This window comes from Bacillus sp. SIMBA_005 (assembly GCF_046535585.1).
Classification (GTDB): Bacteria; Bacillota; Bacilli; order Bacillales; family Bacillaceae; genus Bacillus; species Bacillus pumilus.
In genome coordinates, this window is record NZ_JAWRWI010000003.1 from 24,536 (window position 1) to 47,399 (window position 22,864).

General features: G+C 40.4%; 27 protein-coding genes and 2 pseudogenes. 23 read left to right on the forward strand and 6 right to left on the reverse strand.

Annotation, left to right across the window (positions count from 1 at the left end):
• The first annotated feature begins 49 nt into the window (after window positions 1-49).
• The 22 genes and pseudogenes from SB660_RS05330 to SB660_RS05435 all read left to right on the forward strand — a co-directional run bounded on the left by SB660_RS05330 (window position 50) and on the right by SB660_RS05435 (window position 15,753).
• Window positions 50-265, forward strand: coding sequence for a hypothetical protein (locus SB660_RS05330; protein WP_061406548.1), 216 nt, complete (start codon window positions 50-52; stop codon window positions 263-265).
• 97 nt (window positions 266-362) lie between these two features.
• The gene (locus tag SB660_RS05335; RefSeq protein ID WP_061406550.1) at window positions 363-719 is read left to right on the forward strand and encodes a DUF2200 domain-containing protein; all 357 of its coding nucleotides are present in this window, start codon (window positions 363-365) and stop codon (window positions 717-719) included.
• A gap of 162 nt (window positions 720-881) precedes the next feature.
• Window positions 882-1,073, forward strand: coding sequence for a PLD nuclease N-terminal domain-containing protein (locus tag SB660_RS05340; RefSeq protein ID WP_003217265.1), 192 nt, complete (start codon window positions 882-884; stop codon window positions 1,071-1,073).
• Between the two features lie 14 nt (window positions 1,074-1,087).
• Complete coding sequence (locus tag SB660_RS05345) at window positions 1,088-2,005, forward strand: ABC transporter ATP-binding protein (protein ID WP_410581675.1); 918 nt, start codon at window positions 1,088-1,090, stop codon at window positions 2,003-2,005.
• Window positions 2,002-2,766, forward strand: a complete 765-nt coding sequence (locus SB660_RS05350; protein WP_410581677.1) for an ABC transporter permease — start codon at window positions 2,002-2,004, stop codon at window positions 2,764-2,766. Before SB660_RS05345 ends, SB660_RS05350 begins: the two co-directional genes overlap by 4 nt.
• 109 nt (window positions 2,767-2,875) lie before the next feature.
• Window positions 2,876-3,265, forward strand: a complete 390-nt coding sequence (locus SB660_RS05355; protein WP_410581679.1) for a RidA family protein — start codon at window positions 2,876-2,878, stop codon at window positions 3,263-3,265.
• 215 nt (window positions 3,266-3,480) lie between these two features.
• Window positions 3,481-4,203, forward strand: coding sequence for an ABC transporter ATP-binding protein (locus SB660_RS05360; RefSeq protein WP_410581681.1), 723 nt, complete (start codon window positions 3,481-3,483; stop codon window positions 4,201-4,203).
• On the forward strand, window positions 4,196-5,617 hold the full coding sequence (gene skfF, locus SB660_RS05365) for a sporulation killing factor system integral membrane protein (protein WP_410581683.1): 1,422 nt from the start codon (window positions 4,196-4,198) through the stop codon (window positions 5,615-5,617). The genes SB660_RS05360 and skfF overlap by 8 nt, the downstream gene beginning before the upstream one ends.
• A gap of 19 nt (window positions 5,618-5,636) precedes the next feature.
• Entirely contained in the window at window positions 5,637-6,152 is a 516-nt protein-coding gene (locus SB660_RS05370) for a HEAT repeat domain-containing protein (protein ID WP_064498196.1), read from the forward strand.
• On the forward strand, window positions 6,152-6,577 hold the full coding sequence (locus SB660_RS05375; RefSeq protein WP_061406562.1) for a TlpA family protein disulfide reductase: 426 nt from the start codon (window positions 6,152-6,154) through the stop codon (window positions 6,575-6,577). Before SB660_RS05370 ends, SB660_RS05375 begins: the two co-directional genes overlap by 1 nt.
• 15 nt (window positions 6,578-6,592) lie before the next feature.
• Window positions 6,593-6,793 (forward strand): hypothetical protein, encoded by a 201-nt coding sequence (locus tag SB660_RS05380; protein ID WP_244270769.1) that lies wholly within the window; start codon window positions 6,593-6,595, stop codon window positions 6,791-6,793.
• 150 nt (window positions 6,794-6,943) lie between these two features.
• Window positions 6,944-8,074, forward strand: a complete 1,131-nt coding sequence (locus tag SB660_RS05385) for a DUF418 domain-containing protein (protein ID WP_410581686.1) — start codon at window positions 6,944-6,946, stop codon at window positions 8,072-8,074.
• Between the two features lie 161 nt (window positions 8,075-8,235).
• Entirely contained in the window at window positions 8,236-8,607 is a 372-nt protein-coding gene (locus SB660_RS05390; protein WP_003217079.1) for a GntR family transcriptional regulator, read from the forward strand.
• A gap of 5 nt (window positions 8,608-8,612) precedes the next feature.
• The gene (locus tag SB660_RS05395; protein WP_025206645.1) at window positions 8,613-9,488 is read left to right on the forward strand and encodes an ABC transporter ATP-binding protein; all 876 of its coding nucleotides are present in this window, start codon (window positions 8,613-8,615) and stop codon (window positions 9,486-9,488) included.
• Window positions 9,472-10,077 carry an ABC-2 transporter permease gene (locus SB660_RS05400; RefSeq protein ID WP_058015162.1) on the forward strand — a complete coding sequence of 202 codons (606 nt, stop codon included), beginning with the start codon at window positions 9,472-9,474 and terminating at the stop codon, window positions 10,075-10,077. Before SB660_RS05395 ends, SB660_RS05400 begins: the two co-directional genes overlap by 17 nt.
• Before the next feature lie 185 nt (window positions 10,078-10,262).
• Window positions 10,263-10,478 carry a helix-turn-helix transcriptional regulator gene (locus tag SB660_RS05405; protein ID WP_012008754.1) on the forward strand — a complete coding sequence of 72 codons (216 nt, stop codon included), beginning with the start codon at window positions 10,263-10,265 and terminating at the stop codon, window positions 10,476-10,478.
• The gene (locus SB660_RS05410) at window positions 10,475-10,774 is read left to right on the forward strand and encodes a hypothetical protein (protein ID WP_144472485.1); all 300 of its coding nucleotides are present in this window, start codon (window positions 10,475-10,477) and stop codon (window positions 10,772-10,774) included. The genes SB660_RS05405 and SB660_RS05410 overlap by 4 nt, the downstream gene beginning before the upstream one ends.
• Window positions 10,775-10,829: 55 nt before the next feature.
• Window positions 10,830-11,778: pseudogene (locus SB660_RS05415) on the forward strand (alpha/beta fold hydrolase).
• Window positions 11,779-11,963: 185 nt separating this feature from the next.
• On the forward strand, window positions 11,964-12,626 hold the full coding sequence (locus tag SB660_RS05420; protein WP_339164756.1) for a TetR/AcrR family transcriptional regulator: 663 nt from the start codon (window positions 11,964-11,966) through the stop codon (window positions 12,624-12,626).
• 50 nt (window positions 12,627-12,676) lie between these two features.
• A complete protein-coding gene (locus tag SB660_RS05425; protein WP_410581689.1) occupies window positions 12,677-13,360 on the forward strand; it encodes a bacitracin ABC transporter permease in 684 nt (227 codons plus the stop codon).
• Window positions 13,361-13,384: 24 nt separating this feature from the next.
• Window positions 13,385-14,143 carry a DUF4097 family beta strand repeat-containing protein gene (locus SB660_RS05430; RefSeq protein ID WP_410581690.1) on the forward strand — a complete coding sequence of 253 codons (759 nt, stop codon included), beginning with the start codon at window positions 13,385-13,387 and terminating at the stop codon, window positions 14,141-14,143.
• Window positions 14,144-14,364: 221 nt separating this feature from the next.
• A complete protein-coding gene (locus tag SB660_RS05435; RefSeq protein WP_058015168.1) occupies window positions 14,365-15,753 on the forward strand; it encodes an amino acid permease in 1,389 nt (462 codons plus the stop codon).
• 38 nt (window positions 15,754-15,791) lie between these two features.
• On the opposite strand, the gene SB660_RS05440 is transcribed toward SB660_RS05435, so the two are convergent.
• From SB660_RS05440 to SB660_RS05465, 6 genes and pseudogenes are all read right to left on the reverse strand, one after another.
• A complete protein-coding gene (locus tag SB660_RS05440; RefSeq protein WP_180309676.1) occupies window positions 15,792-16,673 on the reverse strand; it encodes a glycerophosphodiester phosphodiesterase in 882 nt (293 codons plus the stop codon).
• 92 nt (window positions 16,674-16,765) lie between these two features.
• Window positions 16,766-18,100, reverse strand: a complete 1,335-nt coding sequence (gene glpT / locus SB660_RS05445; protein WP_061406579.1) for a glycerol-3-phosphate transporter — start codon at window positions 18,098-18,100, stop codon at window positions 16,766-16,768.
• 224 nt (window positions 18,101-18,324) lie between these two features.
• On the reverse strand, window positions 18,325-19,095 hold the full coding sequence (locus SB660_RS05450) for a SurA N-terminal domain-containing protein (protein ID WP_061406581.1): 771 nt from the start codon (window positions 19,093-19,095) through the stop codon (window positions 18,325-18,327).
• Window positions 19,096-19,247: 152 nt separating this feature from the next.
• Window positions 19,248-21,131 carry a thioredoxin domain-containing protein gene (locus SB660_RS05455; RefSeq protein ID WP_339164771.1) on the reverse strand — a complete coding sequence of 628 codons (1,884 nt, stop codon included), beginning with the start codon at window positions 21,129-21,131 and terminating at the stop codon, window positions 19,248-19,250.
• A 35-nt stretch (window positions 21,132-21,166) separates the two neighbouring features.
• Window positions 21,167-21,322, reverse strand: a pseudogene (locus SB660_RS05460) (DUF255 domain-containing protein); the annotation flags it as partial.
• Window positions 21,323-21,356: 34 nt separating this feature from the next.
• Entirely contained in the window at window positions 21,357-21,968 is a 612-nt protein-coding gene (locus SB660_RS05465; protein ID WP_410581693.1) for a hypothetical protein, read from the reverse strand.
• Between the two features lie 268 nt (window positions 21,969-22,236).
• On the opposite strand from SB660_RS05465, the gene SB660_RS05470 reads away from it, so the two are divergent.
• Window positions 22,237-22,812: a TetR/AcrR family transcriptional regulator gene (locus SB660_RS05470; protein ID WP_058015174.1), complete on the forward strand. Its 576-nt coding sequence runs from the start codon at window positions 22,237-22,239 to the stop codon at window positions 22,810-22,812.
• The last annotated feature ends 52 nt before the right edge of the window (window positions 22,813-22,864 follow it).

Genomic DNA, 22,864 nt, shown 5'->3' on the forward strand with positions numbered 1-22,864 from the left:
AAAAGAAATAGAATTAGATTTGATTAATGATTTTTTAGGGGATTAGATTATGTTTATTCGATACTTAAAAAAGGAGAAATGGGGATTTGTTTTTTTCTTGATCGGCTATATCGTATTGTTTATTAGCTCTTATTTATTAATTGGCGGTCCTGCAACGATTGAAGGACCGATTTGTGTATTCATTGGATTTTGTATTGTTCAATTTCTTAAATATAGGGGTTTCAAAAAAGATAAAGAGAATAAAAAGGGGAATAGTAAAGGTTGATATATCGTTTATAAGTTGTATTTATAGCCATAACTTTAAAGGCACCTTGCCTAGGTAATACATGACAAATATTTAATAAAGAAAGAGAGAAGAACACATGACGAAACCTAAAATTTACACAATGAGCTTTGCAAAAGTCTATCCTCTCTACATCGCAAAGGCAGAGAGAAAAGGACGAACAAAGGCTGAAGTCGATACGATTATTTGTTGGTTGACGGGGTACAGTCCAGAAGAGCTGCAGAAACAGGTGGATCAACAGATAGACATTGAAACCTTTTTTGCCGAGGCTCCTGAGCTTCATCCTTCCCGCAGCTTCATCAAAGGAGTCATCTGTGGTGTTCGGGTAGAGGACATTGAGGAAGAAACCATGAAGAACATTCGTTATCTAGATAAGCTGATTGATGAGTTAGCGAAAGGAAAGAAGATGGAAAAGATTTTTCGAGGTTCATCATGAGAATAACAAGCAAGCCCAGTGAAATAATCTTCACTGGGCTTTTTTATATCTTATAGATCATTCGACCAATAAAAATAAAATCCATTTGAACGAATTCACTTTTCATGTCGTCAAAAGAAGTAATACCAAAACAAATTGGCGTTTGAAAAGGGAGTGGCGTGGATGGATATGAAGATGATATTACCTCTTATTTTGCTGCAAGCGATTTTGATGGTGATTGGTTTGTTTGATTTGCTTAAAAGAGATCCATCAAGGATCAGAGGAGAGGTGAAGTGGGTTTGGGCTTTGGTGATTGTGTTTGTGGCGAGTGCCGGTCCTATTGCGTATTTCATTTTTGGTCGTAAACAATCTTAGTAGGGGGGATTCGCTTGAATATGTTGGAGTGTCATGGGCTGACGAAATCGTATGGACGACATGAAGTGTTAAAAGATGTTTCGTTTTCTGTTGGGGAGGTTGGATGTGTCGGTTTTTTAGGAGCCAATGGAGCGGGGAAGACAACGACGATTCGGATTCTGACGGGGCTTGCTCGTCCTACGTCTGGTGTCGTGAAGGTGGCGGGTATGGATGTAACAAAGGACATGGATGACATCAGTCATGTGATTGGCTATTGTCCGCAGCAGCCTGCATTTTATCAAGATATGACGGGGCAGGAGTGGATGCATTGGGTTGGCGGGTTATTTCATTTAGAGAAAAACATCATTCGATCCAAAACAGAGGAATTGTTGAAGCTTTGCCGCATATATGAGGCGAAGGATCGTGCCATTGGCAGCTATAGCGGAGGGATGAAGCAGAGGCTTGCCATTGCGCAGGCACTGATCAACAGCCCGAAGGTTCTGATCTTGGATGAGCCTGTGTCTGCACTTGATCCCATGGGGAGAAAAGACGTCCTGACGTTGATTGAGCGTTTAAAGCATGAGATGCTGATCTTTATGTCGACCCATATTTTAGATGACATTGAACGAGTGGCCGATCATATTATCATGATCAACAGCGGCAAAATTGAGATGTCCTCTTCGATGAAACAGATCAAAGAAGACTATATCCAGCCAGTGATTGAATTTCAATTAGAACAACAGAATACGAAATTAGTGGCTTTGTTAAAAGAACGGGATTGGGTGGAGGATTGCATTGAGACAGGGGACGGTTATCAGGTGCGAGTGAGCAATCAACAAAGGGCATTGAAGGAGTTGCCTCGTCTGATCACTGAATCTGGCGGTGTTCTCCTCCATTATCGCCTATCTGAGCTGACGCTTGAAGATATTTTCATGAAGGTTGTGACGGCATGATGATGTTGAAAAAGGAATTTAGGGAGTTATTCACTAGTTATAAAATCTTATTTGTGCCAATCATTTTTACGATTTTAATGATCACACAACCTATTACGCTCAAAATGCTGCCGGATCTTTTGTCGAAATCAGCTAATTTACCAGAAGGGTCTTCATTTTATATACCAGAGCCTAGTGCTGGAGAGGCTTTAGCCAGTGCTTTGAGTAAATTTGATTCGCTTGGCGTGTTTATCCTGATTATGATCGTGATGGGGACGATCGCTGGTGAGCGTGCCTCTGGGGTGACGGCGATGATTATGGTGAAACCGATCAGTCGAACGAGTTATTATGTCTCGAAACTATGTGCCTATGCTTGCTTGACTTTGTTTAGTTTGGTGGTGGCGATGCTTGTCTCCGTTTATTATGTGGACATTCAATTTGGGCATCTGGATTGGGTCAATGTGTTAAAAGGAACACTTCTTTATTATCAAAATTTATTGCTGATTGTGGTATCGACCATTTGTGCTTCGGCGTTCTTTCAACGTTCTGTCACAGCTGGCGGTGTATCGCTTTTGATCAACCTTATTCTGTTTACCGTTCCCTCATTTTATGAAGAGACATTAGGGAAGTTTGCGCCTAAAGGCGTGACAAGTGCAGCCGAAGAGATGATTCATAAAGGGACTTATTCGGATCAGGCACTTACAAGCTTTCTAGGTGTATCGGTATTGATTGGTTTCTTTTTTCTCATCGGATGGTTTCTTTTTAGAAAACAAGAATTATAGCAGGCGATTGTTTCTTCAGGTTTACTATGAGCATAAAAATCTGAATACCGTTGAAAGTTTGATATGATGATAAAAATTGACTGTATTTTCAGAAAATTAGTTTTTATTAATGAAAACATCACGTAATCCGGAGGCCATTCACCCGCCAGTTGCACCGTACATCCATCAAATAGAGACAACAGGGCCGCAGCGGTGGTTAACCTTGTCAGGGCAAGTGGGGATGGAAGTCGATGGGACCATCCCAGCAAGCCCGATGAAACAGCTCGAGCTAGCGTTAGAGAATGTACAACGCAATCTAGAAGCGGCAGATATGAAAGTAGAAGATATAACGAAGCTAGTGTTTTATTTGGTAGGTGAGTTCGATGCGGAGAGCAGAAAACGAATCATGGGGCAGTTTTTAGGTGATCAACTGCCTTGTATGACGTTGATTTATGTGGTGGCATTGGCATCCCCAGCATTAAAGGTAGAGGTGGATGCGTGGGCGTGTCGGGAGATTTAATCGGTAGAAGATTGGGTAATTGATGCTCAATCTTTTTTGTTTTGTGAGATTTTAAGAGTTCTTGTTGAATAAATTACCTTTATGCCCTTATCTTGTAATTCTTTGTATGGTAATATCAGGGTAAATATTGAGTGGGTCTAAGTACATTTACATATAACATCGTAAAAAACACCATTGATAAGCATACATCACTCTAATAGTAAGGGAGAGATTTGATGCCATTCATGGAGGTTCAGAATGTAAGCAAACGATATAACAATGGTGATGGGATAGAGGATTTGTCGTTTTCCATCGAAGCAGGTGAGGTTGTGGCACTGCTTGGGCCTAATGGTGCCGGGAAGACGACAACGATTCGATGTTTAACGGGTCTATATAAACCAGATGGAGGGGAAATTCTCATAGAGGGTTTCCCGCCTGGTCATTCCCATGTTCAAAAACAAGTCGCGCTTATTCCTGATCACCCCTATTTGTATCCAGACCTAACGGCTGCTGAACATGTTCAATTCCGTGCACGTGGATATCATAAAGGCTTAAAACAGATCAAGGAAAAGGTATATGGAGCGTTGAAAGAAGTAAATATGGAAAAAAAGATGAATGAACTGTGCGGAAGGCTGTCAAGAGGCCAAAAGCAGCGTGTTGTCTTAGCAGGGGCCATTGTTCAAGATGCCTCCCTTTTTATATTAGATGAACCGACTGTTGGGTTAGATATACCGTCAAAACAGTGGCTGTCGGATTGGCTGAGACAAAAAAGCAGTCAAGGTGGGTCGGTCTTTGTGTCGACTCATAGTCTGGAGTTCGTTCTCGATACGGCCAGCAGGGTGGTATTGATTCGAGACGGTGCCATCATGAAGAACATGGATGTTCCTCAATTAAAGGAAGAACAGAGTGAGTGGAGGGCAGAAGTCATTCAACTTCTGGGGGAGTGGTCAAGTGAATAACACACTCTCCCTATTATGGATGAAATCTCAAAGGCGCTTTATCAGTAAAAATCAAGAAAAGAAAATGCCTTTTCTGATCTTACTTCTCTTTATTACGGCAATTGGTTTTCAGCTTAGCACGGTTTCAAGTATGGGTGATTGGGATACGAGTGCAGCAGGATGGATCATTGTCTGTTTGTTTGTTCTTTATACGGGGGTTGGTTTGTTTACGAATCGGCTGCCTAGTCAGATGAACGATATCATTTGGTTATATGGAAATGGCGCTTCTTTATGGACGGTTGTTATCAGTGTGTGGATGTATCACCTTTTCTGGCGAGGTGCTCTTCTTATTATCTCTGCTTTGGCTGCGGATCTTCTTCTGTTTTTTATGACGCAGCAGTACCCGTTTCTGCTTGGCAAATCACTCATCCTGACAGGGCTGTTATGTTTGGTCGAAACTTGGATGATTGCGGTGTCTTGTGCTAGAACCATTCGAGTATACAAGCGACTGCTCTTACTCGGCTTTGTATTGATGTTTTTCAGCTTTGCACTGCTTGTTTTGAATCAGTTGATGATGAAACAGCCCTCTTTGATGAACTTTGCTGATTCTTTGATGTTTCAAGCTGGACGTATGATTGTACAGTTTTCCATCCTTTCTTTCTTCATTTTTGTGGGAGTGATGTTCCTATCTTTCACGATGATGTACAGGGCTAGTCATCGTTTAGAGATGAAGGAGTCTTTAGTCAAGGAAGCAGTATTTTGGGAGGAATTTGAGGGGAAACATATTCAATCAAGTCCAATCGTTCAAAAAAAGAGCAGGACATGGTGGGGACTTCCGGCATTAACGGGCATTTGGGCATTTCTTTGGATTGAATTATTGCTGATAAAAAAATATATCACCTTCCATGTGCTATTTACCATGCTGTTAATTGGTACTTACTATGTTGTCTTTACTTATTTTTCAGATTGGCTGAATCTATTCTTGATCGTCATTGCGGCATCCGTTCTTTTTAGTTCATATTATGCAGGGATTGTAAGACACGCACAAACAGGAGTGCTCTACCTCTTTCCAGGCGCTTTATATCAAAAAATCATTCTGTTAGAAGTGTTTCAAACCTTTTGGCTGTATGCGTTCTACTTGGTTTCTCTTTTATTGGCTGGTATTCAGGATGTATTGTATGGGACCTTATTTGGTGGAGGAGTTTATATATGGTTTTTGGCCATACGGCTCTTTGCCTTTATGCAGCCTCTGAGACGAGAAAGGAGTTTTGCTTTGGCCGCCTATTATCGATCCTTACTATTTGCGTCTGTGATGAGTGCTATGGTCATTATTAGCATTCATCTCATCACTGATGGCTTGTTGACTACAATTGTATCCCTAGTGGCTGGAGCTGGATTTTATGTGCTTTGTTATCGATACCGTGCGGTTCATTAAAAAGAGGAGTTGATTGTAAATGAAACCAGAAAATAAGCTGTCTCAATCCGTTCAACAATTGGCCAATACAAATGAAGTAACGATCGTTCAAGCAATAGGAGATTTAAGAAAATATGGAAAAGATGCAGTGCCCGTCCTTGTTGAGGCTTTAAAAGAAAAAGGCTCTCTGCGGAACATTGCAGCAGCTGTACTTGGTGAATTTGGAGCAGATGCGGGGGACGCAGCAGAACCGCTAGCTCGGCTATTAGAAAGTGACGAAGAAGATACAAGAATGGCCGCTGCCATGTCACTCATGAGGATTGGGCAGCCTAGCTTGCCATTCCTTCTGGCACTGGCTAAACGTTATGAGGGACCTACTTGTTTCTGGGCATCATGGTGTATCTCTTGGATTGATCCATCAAAAATTGAAAAAAACATGTACGAGTGCTTAAAACAAGAACAAGAAAATCCAACAGGCAGCGTTACTCCTTTTGCAGCAGAGGAAGCATTAGGGAAGATTATTGCTTTTCAGCTAAAGGAAAAGGGGGATGAATAGTGGAAACGCAGAAACTCAACTGGCCTGAGAATCTACCTTGGATTTACCCTTCAGATCAAAGGAGTTTACCTAAGGGACAGCATCAGCTTCTTTATTTTTGGTCAGTCAACTGTCCTAATTGTGAAGAATTAACCAATCATATTCTACAACGTGTGAATGAGCTGGGTATTCATTTAACCTGTGTCCATGTTCCATATACAGAAGAGGAAAAATCGGAATATGTTGTTTCAGAGTATGCAGAGGAAAAGAATATGACCGCTCCTATTGTATTGGATCAGGATTATGAGATTGTTGCAAAGTATAAGATTCAAGGATTACCTAGCTTTTGCCTCTTTAATCAAGAGGGGCAGTTAATAGATCGGAAAATGGGAGATACCGGCTGGGAAAGAATATTGAAAAAGTTAGAAAAACATTCAATTGGATAAATAGTGGAGGAGAGAGTGTTGTTTCAATCAAACAAAGAATTAAAAAGAAACGTCATTTTTTTCGCAGGGGTTGGAGCGGTTTTGTTGATTTTAATGATGCTAAAATGGTTGCCGATTTCTGCAGACTTGGAAATGGCGTTGATTTTATTCGGTTTGGGAATTTTGTTTTATTTGAAGCGTGTGCTGCGGGAAGAAGAAGAAAATCATCATTCATAATTCATCAGTATGATACCTAGAATGTATATTCTAGGTTTTTTTATTAAATTTACCTTAAAACATACCTTTTCACATGGGGATATGAACCAATTTTTTAAAAGTGTGGTAGGATAAATATGCTTTATCTTTATATTGTCTGAAGGAGCTGTCGTGTTGAAGGGATCTAGGGTTGAGTTAATTGATAGTTTGCGTGGTTTTAGTTTATTAGGTATTTTGATCGTGAATATGCTTAATTTTCAATATGATTATGATTTTGAGAAAATGTTTGATTCGAGCTTTTGGGGGCAGGAATTTGGCGTTTATGTAACGGAAATTTTGTTCCAGGGGTCGTTTTATCCGATTTTCTCCTTTTTGTTTGGGTATTCTTTTATCAAACTGATTGAATCCACTAAGGCCAAGGGGCTGAATACGAATGCTATTGTCGTTCGCCGCGGCTTTGGTCTTATTGTGCTTGGGATGCTGCATTACATATTTATTTGGAATGGTGACATTCTCATGTATTACGGTGCATGTATGTTTTTCTTGCTGATGTTTTTAAGCAGCCGGATCAAAACGATGCTGATTTGGTCAGGGGTGTTAGGTGCCTTGTCATTGGTGGTTTTACCATATCTGATGACCTTTGTTTATGGAAATGATGATTTGTTAACTGATGTGTATGCGAAGGGTGGATACGGTGATATTTTGTTGAGCCGGATTACGATTGAAGACGATATGATGATTGTGACCATTATTATGGCGATCGTGACCATTACGCTGATGCCAATCCTAGGTTTTCTATTCGGTACGATCATGGTGGGTCCATTTGCACTGCTTGGCATGGCCATTGGGAAAAAAGGTCATTTGACAGAAGAAGATCGAGGCATGGCTTATCGTAAAGGCTGGGTTGGGATGATTATCATCGGGCTCGCCTTAAAATGTGCGACGTTCATTGATGCCCCTTGGAGTGAAATGGTGATGACGTTAGGTGCCTATGTGCTGGCGATCGGGTATATTCAAGCTTTTATTGTGTTTTACTATTCGAAGGCAGCCCAAGGCCTCAAACGTCTGCTTGCAGGGCTTGGCCGTTTGTCCCTATCAAATTATTTGGCGCAGTCGATCATTTGTACAACGATTTTCTATTCTTATGGACTTGGTCTATTTGGACAGATGGGGTCAATGTTTGGACTGCTGCTCGCTGTCGGACTTTACACAGCACAGCTGTTCATCAGCTATCTCTATTTGAAAAAATGGAGAAGAGGTCCGGTGGAGTGGATGATGGGAAAATGGGTGTATTGGAGATAATTTTTTGGGGAAAGCCGCATAGCTGAAGAGCTGTGCGGTTTTTTTAGTTGAATTGCAATCAAAAAATGGTTGATTATTCTCCTAGTGTGTATATAATGTATATATAGTGTATATACAATATTTTGTTCCAAACACCAGTACAGAAAAAAAGAGGTTTTTATATGCAAATTACGATTTCAAACCACTCTAAGGAGCCCATCTATGAGCAAATTACGAATCAAATTAAATCGATGATTTTAACGGGTGAGCTGGCGGAGGGCGCGGCGCTGCCGTCTATTCGAAAGCTGGCGAAGGATTTACAAATCAGCGTCATCACAACAAAGCGTGCATATGAAGAGTTAGAGAAGGCAGGATTTATTTATTCGATTGTCGGTAAGGGATCATTTGTTGCCGAGCAAAACCTAGAGGTCATGAGAGAGAAAAAATTGAAGGTGATTGAGGAACAGCTTGGAGCGGTTGTTACAAACGGCAAGGAATTAGGCTTATCTTTTGATGAATTGCAGCAGTTATTAAAGTTCTTGTATGAGGAGTGAGATGAGTGGAGCATGTGATTGAATTCAAAGGAGTATCAAAACGGTTCAAAGACTTTTCTGTGCAGAATCTTGATTTACAGGTCAAAAAGGGCTTTGTTACTGGGTTTATTGGAGAAAATGGAGCCGGTAAGTCGACCACGATTAAAATGATCATGAATTTGTTAAAACCAGATTCGGGTGAGGTTAAAATTTTTGGATTAGATTATCGCACCCATGAAAAAGAGATTAAGGAACGAATCGGCTTTGTTTACGATGCTAACGTTTTTTTCCCAGGATTGAATTTAAAAGACATCAAACGAATTGTGGCACCTGCCTATAAACGCTGGGATGACCAGCTTTTTTATCAATATATTGAACAGTTTGGTCTGCCGCTGAATAAAGCGATCAAAACATTTTCAAAAGGGATGCAGATGAAGGCGTCACTTGCGATTGCGCTGTCGCATCATGCCGAGCTGATTATTATGGATGAACCTACTGCTGGGTTAGATCCGGTCTTTAGAAGAGAGCTGCTCGGCACGTTACAAGAATTGATGATTGATGGAAATCGAACGATTTTTTTCTCAACGCATATGACGACTGATTTAGATCGCATCGCGGATTATATTGCGTTTATACAAAATGGAAGATTGGTCTTTCAACAGTCGATTCATGAGGTGGCGGAGAATTATGCGCTGGTGAAGGGGAGCCTGGATTTATTGGATCGAGACACAGAAAAGGCGTTTATCCATATTCAGCGTACGGCAGCCGGATTTGAAGCATTAACAGATCGGATTGATGAGGTGAAACTTATTTTTGGGGATGCTGTTGTGATTGAACCGGCGTCGCTTGAGGATATCATGTTTTATTTGAAAGGCGGGGTTGCGCATGTTTCATTTAATTAAGCGTGATGTGATTTTGCAAAAGAAGCAGTTACTTATTTTTATTCCGTTTATCTTGTTTTTTATTTTCATGGATGTCCATCCAGTATTAACGTTTCTAGTCGCTAGTGTCTTCATTCCATTTAACACATATGCTTATGATGAGAAGGCAGAAACGAATATCCTCTTAAATTCTTTGCCTTATACACGGAATGAAATTATTGCATCCCGTTATCTTGGTGCCGTTTTTTATATGGTCATTGCGATCGGGCTGACAAGTGCTGCTTTCTTTAGTTTTGGGAAGCTGTTTTCGATAACGGATATTGCTCTTGGCAGCGGGTTGTTTTTATTGTTTGCGGCGTGTACCTTTCCATTATTTTATATCTTAAAGCCTGGTTATATCACAACGGTAGTGCTCATTGGCTTTATTCTATTATCTGCTATGGGACCGCCTGTTGTTCTCTATTTAGCAGAGCAATTCAGTGGGATCACTGATTTTATCATGAATTTATCGATCCCTATTGTATATACGGGGTCAACTGTACTGATTATGCTCATCTACTTGCTGTCTTGGGGACTTTCTACTGCGATTTACCAGAGGAAAGTGTTTTAAATCAGATGATCACATCATTTATAGAGAATCATTCATTTTGAGGTAGGCCTTTCAAAATGGATGATTCTTTTTTTGCATCCGGTGAAATTGACATACAGAAGAAAAGAGGTTATTGTTAATTAACATAATGTTAATTATTTTTAACATATTGTTAAATAAATCATCCTTTAAGAAAGGAATTTGAAATGGAGATTAAAAATAGAATTAAGGTATTACGGGCAGAAAGAGACTGGACACAAAAGGATTTGGCAGAGAAGTTAGGTGTGACTCGTCAAACTGTGGCAGCGATTGAAAATGGTAAATATTCTTTGTCTTTAAAATTAGCCTTTCAAATTGCTAGGACATTTGAAGTTGATTTGTATGACGTATTTCAAGAGGTCGACAAGGAGGAACAACAATGATAACGACGATCATACTTTATTCTCTGATTACCCTTTCTGTTTTAAGCACGGCCTTTCAATTTAAGAAAAACCGTGAATATAAACATGATGAACGAGGTCAATTTATTTTAGCGAAAGCAGGAAGTTTTTCCATTATAGGTGTGGCTTTAGCCTATATATTGGTTGCTGTCGTTCAATCTTTGGTCCATCAATTCTCATCTCCAACAGAGTGGTTTTATATAGCGATTACGTTTATGTATGTATCAAGTGTTTGCGCAAATACAATCGGCATCATCTATTGTGAAAGAAAATATTAATTTTCATCGATGGATGTAAGCTAGAGTTCTTCATCATGAAGGGAAGAGAAAACCAATGAAAAAAATATTGAGAATCATGTTGATCTCCATAGGCACCATTATCACGGTCATGGTTGTTTTTCTAGCTACTGTTTATTTTGTAAACCTCATTAGTAATGAATGGGAGAAAGGGAAAATAGAAGCTTATGGGCAAAAGGTCTTGGTGGATGGGAAGCAAATGAATGTGCTCATTCAAGGTGATGGGAAAGAAACGATTGTTCTTCTCCCAGGCTATGGAACTGCTTCACCAGTGCTAGATTTCAAGCCTCTAGTAGATGAATTATCACCTTATTATAGAGTCGTAGTGATTGAACCATTTGGATATGGTTTAAGTGACGATACAGATAAAGTACGGACAAGTCAAAACATTGTAGATGAGATTCATGAATGTTTGCAGAAGCTCAACATTAAAAAGTATACGATGATGGGTCATTCGATCTCTGGCATTTATGGATTAGAATATGTGAATCAATATGAAAAAGAAGTCAAAGCTTTTGTTGGAATTGATAATAGTGTTCCTAAGCAGGATACGGGTGAAGAATTGCCAGTCTCCAGCTTACAGCTGCTTCATCAATCCGGCTTATATAGATTGATAGTGAAAATGAATCCAGATCAACTGTTGATGCCCAAAGTGGATGATCAAACGAAAGATCAGATCAAAATGCTGACCTTTCCGAAATTTCTTGGATGAAAGCCAAGCTAGTGAGGCAGAAAACTTCACGAATAATTTTAAACACGCAGAGCGCTTACATTTCCCTAAGAATCTCCCTGTTGTTTTCTATCTAGCAGATCAAACGGAAGAAGAAACACCAAGCTGGAAACCAATGCATGAAGATCTCCTGAAAAATGTAGATCACGGAAAAGTAGTTACTTTCAAAGGCGGCCATTATTTGCATCATACGAAATCAAAGGAAATAGCAGCTGATTTTGGAGAATTTCTATCTAACATCGAGAGTCACCGTTAGTCATATACCTTCCCGGCATCATCTAGTTACCCAAGTTTATTGAACAATATTTTCATTTTCTCGTGTTAAAAAAAGAGACCGTGTGAGCGGTCTTTTTTTTATATACAGAACCTATATTGACAGTTTATCATGAAGTAGATTAAAATACATACCAACGGTCGGTATGTAAAAAGGAGGCGTTTTATTTGGCTAGAAATAAATACCCAGAAAAGACAATCAAGCAAATTTTAGATGTGTCGACGAAGCTGTTTCAGGAAAAAGGATTTGAAAAGACGAGTTTGCAGGATATCATCCAAGAATTGAACATGTCTAAAGGGGCTATTTATCATCATTTCAAATCGAAGGAAGAAATATTACGTGCCGTGATGGAGAGGCAATTTCGTCATGCGACTGAGAAGCTTGAAGATCTGATTAAGCATACAGAGGCAGCGCATGCGAAAGAGAAGCTGCAGCGTATTTTAGAGCAGCTAGTGGCAGATCCAACATCTCATTCGATTGATGGGATCTTGGTTGACCAGATCAAAAATCCGCAATTTGTGGTTGAGGGAATGAAGGCAGGCGTCAATCAGGATGCGCTTAAAATCAAACATCTTATTCTTGAAGGAATTGATGATGGTTCGATAAAGACTACATTTCCTGGGGAGGTGGCAGAAGTGTTTATGCTACTCGTCAATATATGGCTGAACCCTACGCTATTTGCTCGTGATGAGCAGGAAACTAGTCAGCGTTTACTGTTTTTACAACAGATGATGAAAGGTCTCGGAGTGGATGTGGTGAGTGATCTATTTATTCAAAAGGTCACAGCGCATTATGCTGGGATTGGTGGATATGATCAGCCTGGAACCTAAATGGTCAGATAAGAGACAAAAGGAAAATTCATTTCATAGGAGGATGCCTTATGCTTCACTTCGTAAAACTCGAGCTAAGAAAAAGCCATATGAAACATTATATTCAAGCTAGTATGATTGTCAGTATTGTACTGCTGGTGTTTATTTATTTTGTTGCGTTTGTTGCACAGGTTGAACAGGAAATCGGTTTTCAGCAATATCCGAATATCTATTTGTTGACCAGTATAGTATGGATGATCTTTTTTTCGATCGTCACAGCCATGATGTATTGTCGAGAAATAGTGGCTGCATTGAAAAAACAAGAACCTCATTCATCCAGTATGAGGTCATCCCTCCTTTCGAGAGTGGTTTGGATGCTCTGCTTTTCTACAATTGTCATGCTGTGTAGTATCATTCCTTCATTTGTTGTGTTTAGTGTCACTGAAACGTTCTTCCCCATTGTTCAGGATGCGCTGACAGCGGATGTGATGTTCACTGTGATCAAAACGTACCTAGTGTTTACTTGTTGTATCAATGGTATTGGCATGATTGCGATGAGAGTGGGGGTCATGAAAAGGTCTATTTTCATGACCATTCTGACTGCGATTGTTCTATGTGCTGTTTTAGGAAACGTATTAATCGCTGTTTATGGAAATGATCAAATGAATGTCATTTTGTCAGGAGTCATGATGATAGCTGTCCTCATAGTGATCTTGGAATTATGGGGCCGCATGACCCGGATTCAAGCGAGATAAGCGAGTACACAAGGAGGGAGACATATGGAGCATACAATTCTAATTGAAGAGTTGGTCGAAGAATTATCGCTGGATTGGCTGCTCGGAGAGGTGTTTATTCAACACCATGATCATCCTTATCTCATCATTCGTCAAACGGCCAATCAAGTGTTCCCAAATCGTTATTTGATGCATCATCAGGTAAGAGATGGACGATTGTTCATTAAAGATAGACGGAAAAAAATACTCAGCTTAGGGCTTCAACTTTATAAAACCGATGTCGCTATTATTCTCCCTAAACGACAATTACAGTCCATTTCCATTCGTTGTAAAGGAGCAAATCTTCAGGCAGAGAGATTGAAGGTGGAACATGTCTCTTGTCATTTAACGTCTGGAAAAACGATGCTATCAGGTGACATCAAGCATCTCCATTTAGAGACTGTAGGTGGGCTTATTTCTAGTCGGGAACTTACCGTACAAAGATTATTACTGCACGCCACATCGTCAAAAATTGAGTTGACGGGTGCCTTTTCGGACGTTGATCTGCATGTAACAGGTAGAAGGATGCAGATTCATTCTACAAACATGCTAAATTCACTTAAATCTACTTCAACTGGAGCAAATGTCAAAGTGGTGATACCGAAAAATGATGGATTTACTTGTTATGTAAAGAAAAGATCCGGCGCTTTCCGGAATGACTTTTCTTGTCATCGAGAGAAGGACAAAATGGTGCATAAAAATGGACTGTGTTCCTTTGAAGTTGATGTAAGGGGCGGTCAGTTCCTATTAAGTGATCAGCTTTAAAGTGACTTACATCCTTTGATTCAATATATCAATATAAAACAATTTGAGTATCTTCTTATGTCGGAATATTTTGATAATAGTGTTTCCCTCAAAAAAACAATTGTTTTTTAAGGGTAGATTTATTATGATAATATACATCGAAAGATTGATGTTTCTCAATCAGAATGAATATTCTGATTTTCATTTTTTTTTATGTTGTTTGTTGATGAGGGGGAAGAAAAGTGGCTCAAAAGGAATTAAAAAGAGGGTTAAGTGCCCGCCATATTCAAATGATCGCACTCGGCGGCACGATTGGTGTTGGCTTATTTATGGGGTCAGCCAAGGCCATTCAATGGACAGGTCCATCGGTTCTTCTCGCGTACGCAGTATGTGGTATCTTTATCTTTTTTATTATGCGTGCGATGGGAGAAATGTTATACGTTGAACCAAGTACAGGTTCATTTGCTACATTTGGTCATCAATATATTCATCCGCTTGCGGGTTATATGACAGCTTGGAGTAACTGGTTCCAGTGGGTCATTGTCGGGATGTCGGAAATTATTGCCGTAGGCGCTTATATGAAATATTGGTTCCCAGACCTGCCAGCGTGGATTCCAGGATTAATTGCGATGATTATTTTGGGAGCTGCCAATTTGATTTCGGTTAAATCGTTCGGTGAGTTCGAATTTTGGTTTGCAATGATCAAGATTGTGACGATTATTTTAATGATTATTGCAGGTCTAGGCATTATTTTCTTTGGATTTGGAAATGGCGGGACGCCTATTGGCTTGTCTAATCTGTGGGCGCACGGCGGGTTCTTTACAGGTGGATTTACCGGATTCTTGTTTGCATTGTCGCTCGTCATTGCTGCCTATCAGGGTGTAGAGCTGATTGGGATTACAGCAGGTGAAGCGCAAAATCCAGAAAAGACGCTGACCAATGCCATCAAAAGTATCATCTGGCGTATTTTGATTTTTTATATCGGTGCGATCTTTGTCATTGTGACAGTGTATCCTTGGGATCAGTTGAATACCCTTGGCAGTCCATTTGTGGCGACGTTTGCGAAAATTGGGATTACAGCCGCCGCTGGTATTATTAACTTTGTTGTCATTACAGCAGCGATGTCCGGCTGTAATAGTGGGATTTTCAGTGCGGGACGTATGCTTTATACATTAGGTGTGAACGGGCAGGCGCCTGCTTTCTTCACCAAAATTTCGAAGAATGGTGTGCCGTATTTTGGAACATTCGCTGTGCTGATTGGTTTAGCAATAGGAGTTGTCCTCAATTATGTTGCGCCACCAAACATTTTCGTCTATGTGTATAGTGCGAGTGTACTTCCTGGTATGGTGCCATGGTTTGTGATTTTGATTAGTCATATAGGCTTTAGAAAGGCGAAGGGAGCTGCGCTTGATCAGCATCCATTTAAGATGCCACTAGCTCCATTTTCTAATTATCTGACAATCGGTTTCTTACTGATGGTGCTTGTATTTATGCTCATTAATCAGGATACGCGTATTTCTCTGATTGTGGCAATTGGGTTCTTAATTGTAGTAGCGCTTAGCTTCTATGTTTTTGGGATCGGGAAACGGAAGCCGATTGAAACAGCTTCTTCTGATCAAACGGTAAAATAATCAAAGGCCTTGCGGTCCATCCCGCAAGGCTTTTTTGTTTAGAGTGAAGCTTTTACACGGTTAAAGACATCTGGAAAGTTGGTGAAAAGACCGGTGATGCCGTATTGCAGTAGACGATTCATGTCTGCTTCGCTGTTGACTGTATAGGGGTGGAGGAGGAGTCCGTGGCTTCTGACCTGTTGTACGTTTTCAAGTGTCAATGCTCTGAAATTCGGACCGACACCCACTGCATAAGATTTGATGAAATTGAGCTGATCATCTGTGATGGACGTCATTTGGTTTCTGTCTAAAAGCTGTACTTTTGGAAGGCGCGGAGCTAATTTCTGTAGCTTTAGCAGGCTGTCTTGGCTAAAGGATTGAATGATGACCTGCCCTTTTCTTGTGTGTTTCCCGAGAAGATGATGTTTTTTTAGGGTCGCCAATAGCTTTTCTTCCATTTGCGGATAGATGTCTGGTTTTTTTGTTTCAATATAATAATTTTCTCGTTTGCCAAAATAGCGCAGTACTTCATCTAATGTGAGGACTCGCTGCCCGATATAGTTTACATTTTGTCTGTCGGGATTCGCTTCGTTAAACCATGTACCGGCATCAAGCTGTTTGATTTCGGCAAGTGTGAGGTCTTTGACCCAACCTGTTCCGTTTGTGGTTCGGTCAACGGTTTCATCATGCATCACGATGAGATGACCATCCTTTGTCATTTGAAGATCGAGTTCGAGGTAATCGGCATTCATTTTTGTGGCGAGTTTGTAAGAAGCCAGGGTATGCTCTGGTGCATACCCTGATGCTCCGCGATGTGCAACGGTTAGAATACGATCTGGAGATAAAAGGTTTTCATGTGCCGATACGGTGGCCGGCACCCATGCAATAGACAGTAAAGCAAAAGAGAGCAACACGAAAGCAAGTAATCTACTTTTCTTCATATTTTATCCTCCTTTTACGGTAACTGCCTTCATCATAAGAAATAGATGTAAAGGGCATGTTGGGCGGATATGAATCTTTTATGTGATTTTCATTAAGCTTGCTCTACGCGCTTCCCTGTATTCCAAGTCATCGCTAGGAAGACAATCGCGAGCACACAAGAACTAACCAATAAAATAAAGCCTCCTGTCCAGTCGTAATGGTCTACGACGACGCCCATCATCGCATTGGCGAAGGCAGAGCCGCCAATATAACCGAAAAATCCTGTGAGTCCGGCCGCAGTGCCAGCCGCTTTTTTAGGAGCAAGGTCAATGGCTTGAAGTCCAATGAGCATGACAGGTCCGTAAATTAAAAAGCCGATGCTGATGAGGGCGATGTTATCGACCATTGGATTGCCAGCAGGGTTTAACCAGTAAACAAGCACCGCAATTAACACACCAGCCATAAAGAGGACGCCTGCTGGTGCGCGGCGGCTTCTAAAGAATCGGTCACTAATCCACCCGCACAATAATGTGCCGGGAATGCCTGCATATTCATAAAGAAAATATGACCAGCGTGAATGCTCTGGTGAAAAGCCCTTTGCTTCTGTTAAGTAGGTCGGCGCCCAGTCCACGACACCGTAACGAACGAAGTACACAAAGACGTTGGCGATGGCGATATACCAAAGGAATTTATTGTTGAGTACATACTTAAATAAAATCTCTTTCACTGTTAATTCTTTTTCTTGATCTTCGTACTGCTGTGCCGGATAGTCATTGCGATATTCCTCGATTGGCGGAAGACCAGCGGATTGCGGGGTATCCCGGACGAGAAGAATGATCACGAAGGAGACGATAATGGCAATGATGGCAGGGAAGAAAAAGATACTTTTCCACGTTGCAAACAGCACGATCCCTAAGGTGATGAGCGGTGCCAGAATCCCCCCGCCGATATTGTGAGCGACGTTCCAAATGGACATTTTCGTTCCACGTTCACTAACCGAAAACCAATGCGCCATCGTCCGTCCGCATGGCGGCCACCCCATGCCTTGGAACCAGCCGTTTAAAAACATGAATAAGAACATGATCCATACACTTGACGTCACCCATGGAAATGAGACAAATAGGATATTGATAAGGGCTGATAGAAAGAGTCCGGTGGCTAAAAAATATCTTGGGTTACAGCGGTCTGAGATCATCCCCATGATGAATTTACTAAAGCCATAGGCGATAGACACAGCTGCGAGTACAAAGCCTAATTCACTTTTCGTGAACCCTTCTTCTTGTAGATAAGGAATAGCAAAAGCGAAATTTTTCCGCAGCAAATAGTAGCCCGCATACCCGATAAAGATCCCTAAAAAGACTTGAAGCCGCAGCCGCTTATACGTCTCATCTGTTTTGGCATCATCGAGCCTGTCGATATGCGGAGCGGGTTTAAACCATTTGAACATAAAGATCCTCCTCTTGTCGTTGTCCGACTGACTGAATCAAAAGTACGAGATCGGCGTTTGATCTTGTACTTTTTAAGAGACAAAAGAATTGATAACGCTTTCTTTTGTACTCCCATCATATCGGATGGAAGAGACGTTTATGATGAGGCTTTTGTCATTATTTTGGAAAAACAGTTCATCAAGTAACGAAAAAAATCCGCACAATGGCGGATTTTCCTTAGCTGTTACAGAGACACATTAATTTTCGCAGATTTCTTAAGCTTTTCAATTTCTTTTTGAACTTCTTTCTGCTTTTCTTGGGATTCTAGCTGCTTTTTAATTTGTGATTTAACTTCTTTGTACTCTGGTGCTTTTTGCTTTTGTTTTTTCATTTCATCTGCGTATTGATCATAGTACGCTTTAACATCCTTTTCAGAGACGGACGCTGATTTGATTTCTTTGTCGACATACTGGCTGTATTTGATGCTGTCAGCAATGTCACTTTTCAGCTGATCCATGGTGAGTCCGCTTTTCTTAAGGGCTTCTTCAAACTGAGCGTTGTCTTTGAATTGTTTCTTTTCTTCTTTTAGCTGTTTATCTACCTGTTTGTCAGAGGCTTTAATGCCCTTCTTCTCAGCATCTTGCAGGATGAGTTCTTGACCTACGAGCGCATCAATGGTTTGTTTCTTGACTGCTTTTGCGCCTTCTTTAGATGTTGGGTCTTGCCCAGATTGCTGAAGCTGTCCTTGAATGGTTGATAGAGCGCTATTATATTCATTACCTGTGATTTTGTCTTGGTTGACGGTCGCAACGACCTTTTGATCATCGATTTTTTGTGCGTCTAATTTCTTTTGCATCTCTTCCATTTGCTTTTGCTGTTCTTTTTGGTCAGCCTGTGTTGTTTCCTTGTTTTTGGCTGAATCGTTTTGCTTATCTTGTTTGGCATCGTTTGACGAGCAGGCTGCAAGCCCAACAGATAACAAACATGCGATGAGTGTGTATGATACCTTTTTCATCATTTTCTCTCCCTTCGGTATGAGAACATCTAGTGCGCATTCTAACCGTTTTTTAGGAAAAATAAAACCGTACAGACAATTTGTTAGCGGATTGACATGTTTTTTATCTGTTTGTCCTCATTTTGTCTTCTCATAGTCATCTCATGACAAACTCAATCGTGGAATAATTGTTCCATCGCTTCGTCGAGATTGGTGATTGGCTGGCGGCAGCTGTAGTTTTCACAAATATACACGGTGGTTTTGCCATCCATTGTTTTGTAATCTTTTGTAAAGGGCGCGAGCTTCGCTAATTCTTCCCCTGTTTCGGCAGTCAATATGATATCAAATGGCATGAAGCGTTTTTGAAGCGCCTGTAAAAGCTGTTCTTTTTGAGGATCGCCGTTTTTTCCGAGAATGATGATTTCTCTTTTCGTTGCATATTGAGCAAGGAGTCCTTGCAGAAACGCTGTGTGCCCGCTTGGATAGGAAGAGATATCGACATAAAAGGCTTTGAACATTAACTCTAATGTGTCCAGCCAATCCTGACGTCCGGTCAATCTGCTTAGCATGAGAAGGTGCTTGAGTGCGGTGCTGTTGCCAGAAGGCATGGCGCCGTCGTACACTTCTTTTTCTCGAACGATGAGCGCTTCCGCATCTGAACCTGAGAAGAAAAAGCCCCCTTTTTCCTTGTCCCAAAACAGCTCAAACATGTTCTCGGCAATGGCTGTCGCCTTTTCCAGCCATGCTAATTCAAAGGTCGCTTCGTATAATGACATATACGCTTTTAGCATATGCGCATAATCCTCGATAAAGCCAAGATGCTTTACGTCACCTTCTCTATATCGGACCATGAGCCGCTCATGTTGGACGAGGTGTGTTTCTAGAAAAGACATCGCCTGTTTCGCCATACCGATCGCTTCCTCTGCATCAAATACTCTTCCAGCTTTGGCGAGAGATGAGATCATGAGCGCATTCCAGGATGTGAGCACCTTGTCATCGATAAGCGGTGCAGGTCGCTGCTGTCTGACAGATTGTAAAATGTGCCGAGCTTCTTGCAGCTTAGACTGAAGCGTATGGTCATCAATTGAAAAAGAGGCTTTGATGTCATCAAAAGAGGTGGAAATGGTATGAGGGATGTTCGCCCCTTCAAAGTTCCCCTCATCTGTGATGTGATAGACAGCGCAGAATAATGCGCCGAGATCCTCGCCTAAATGAGTCATGATCTCATCTTTTGACCAGACGTAATATTGCCCTTCTTTCCCCTCAGAATCTGCATCTATCGCCGAATAAAAGGAGCCATCCGGATTCATCATATCTCGCTTGATAAAGTGAATCAGGCGGTGGACAAGCTTTTCATATGCAGGTTGTTGAGTGAGCTGATACGCTTCTGTGTAAGCCTCCATCAGCAAGGCGTTATCATACAGCATCTTTTCAAAATGCGGTACAAGCCATTTTTCGTCTGTTGAATAACGAGAAAAACCTGAACCCACATGGTCGTATATACCGCCATTTGCCATTCCATCTAACGTTTTCGTGACTGCATATAAAGCATTCTCCTGCCCAGTCCATTCATAATAGCGCATCAAGAATGAAAGCATATGAGGTGCAGGAAATTTTGGCGCGGAACCGAATCCGCCGTGCAGCGTATCAAAGCTGCTCATGAGCTGATAATAGGCTTTATGGATCGCCTCTTGGGTGAGCGTATTTTCCGTCTGCCCTGCTGCTTTAATCCGCAAGTTATTTGTCGCTTTCTCAGCCAATGATTCAATATGATCCCGGTCGTTGTGATACGCATCCAGCAGTTGTGTCAGTGCCTCGATAAAGCCAGGACGTCCGTAAGCACTCCTTTTTGGAAAATACGTCCCCGCATAAAAAGGCTTTTGATCAGGCGTGACAAACACGTTGAGCGGCCAGCCGCCTTGTCCCGTCATCATCTGACAAACAGACATATACATAGAGTCGATGTCTGGACGCTCCTCACGATCGACTTTAATGGAAATGAAATGCTCATTTAAGATGTCAGCAACTTGTTGATCTTCGAAGCTTTCGTGTGCCATGACGTGGCACCAGTGGCAAGTTCCTTTGGCTATCCATACCCAATCGATACGAAAACAGGTTTGTTTTCAAGTTTCGCTTTTTTAAATGCTTCATCTGACCATGTGTACCAGTTGACTGGATTATATGCGTGTTGGAGTAGGTAGGGGGATTTTTCAGCGATTAATCGGTTGGGTATTTTTTTGTTTGGCATGGGATCACCTTCTTTCGTATAGAAAAATTATTATTTAATCAATTATGTGCGATCTTCCTAATTTTATAAAGTAATTCCAACGATAACTTTCCTGAGGGTATTCTTTACTTAAATCTTTGCATATTATGTCTAATAGCGTGAAAGTTCTTCTATAAGTAAAATTCCAATAAAATTTACTGAAAAAAAGCAGTCTAAAAGCAAAAACGCTATGGAAATTATTATCGATGTTTTCAATCCATTTAAGCAACTCAAAACATTTTTTCCTACGGTTACCATGTACTCTGATAGCAAAGTTAGAAAAATTATAGAGATTGTCATCAATTGCACTAACACCGCACTTATTTAGAATCTGATAAAAGTGAAAATGAAATATTATATCTTCTGTTATTTCAGGCATTTTTATTTTTAAGTCATTAGATATTTTATTAAAGTTTTTGCAAAACTCGTACAATAATATGAATTTCAAGTGGTTGGCTTGCATCCAATTTTCACACTGGTGGAAATTTCTTGTGATATGAAATTGACTTATTAAATCATGTTCAGCATATTTTAAATTTTGACTAATGATTTTCATTATTCCTTGGAATTTTTCATTTGGATCATTAAGTTTGTGAATTTCTTCTTCTGTAACTCTATCTAAATTCATAAGTTTACTTTTATAAATAAAGAAACGATATTCGTGAAATGTCAGCTAAAAAAAATTAAAGCACATGATTAAGGTCTAATTTCTTTACCGATCGTTCTCAAATTTGATATACTTCAAACATGTTAGATCTAACTGTTTTGCTACTCAAAAGAGAATGATCATTCTTTAATTATTTCAGAATGAGGGAGGGATGAATGTATAAGATTGTGCTTCTAGTACATCAATGATTCTCAGTCCTTTCCCTGAATATGTTCGAAGGTGGGATTATATGGCTAGAAATAAAGAATTTGATGAAAAGAAGGCATTAAGAAAAGCAATGATTCTTTTTTGGGAACAGGGCTATGAAAAAACATCCATTCAAGACTTGGTGGATCATATGGGCGTTCACCGCAGAAGTATTTATGATACATTTGGCGACAAACATACTTTATTTATGCGAGTCTTAAATCATTATGTAGAAATAATGGAAGGCCGAATGAAGAATGAAGTGAAAACAGAATTAACAGTGAAGCAGTCGATACGAAAATTATTTGAAATGGTGATTGATTCGACACAACAGCAGCCAAAAGGGTGTTTAGCTGTTAATGCAGCTGTTGAGTTATCCCTAATTGATGAAGAAGTAGCGAAAAAAACGACAGAGATTTTTATAAATACAGAAGCCTTATTATTTGATTTGCTAAAACATGGTCAAGATCAAGGTGAAATTCCTAAACACAATGACATCAAAGGGCTTTCTCAATTTATTCATAATTCACTCGTAGGAATACGAGTATTAACAAAAACGACAAATGATAAAGAGAAATTAGAAAGTATTATTAATTTCACTTTGTCGACACTAGACTAAATCTATTTTGTGATATCGATTAGTTAATTAAAAATATGGTTTCGAGGAGAGA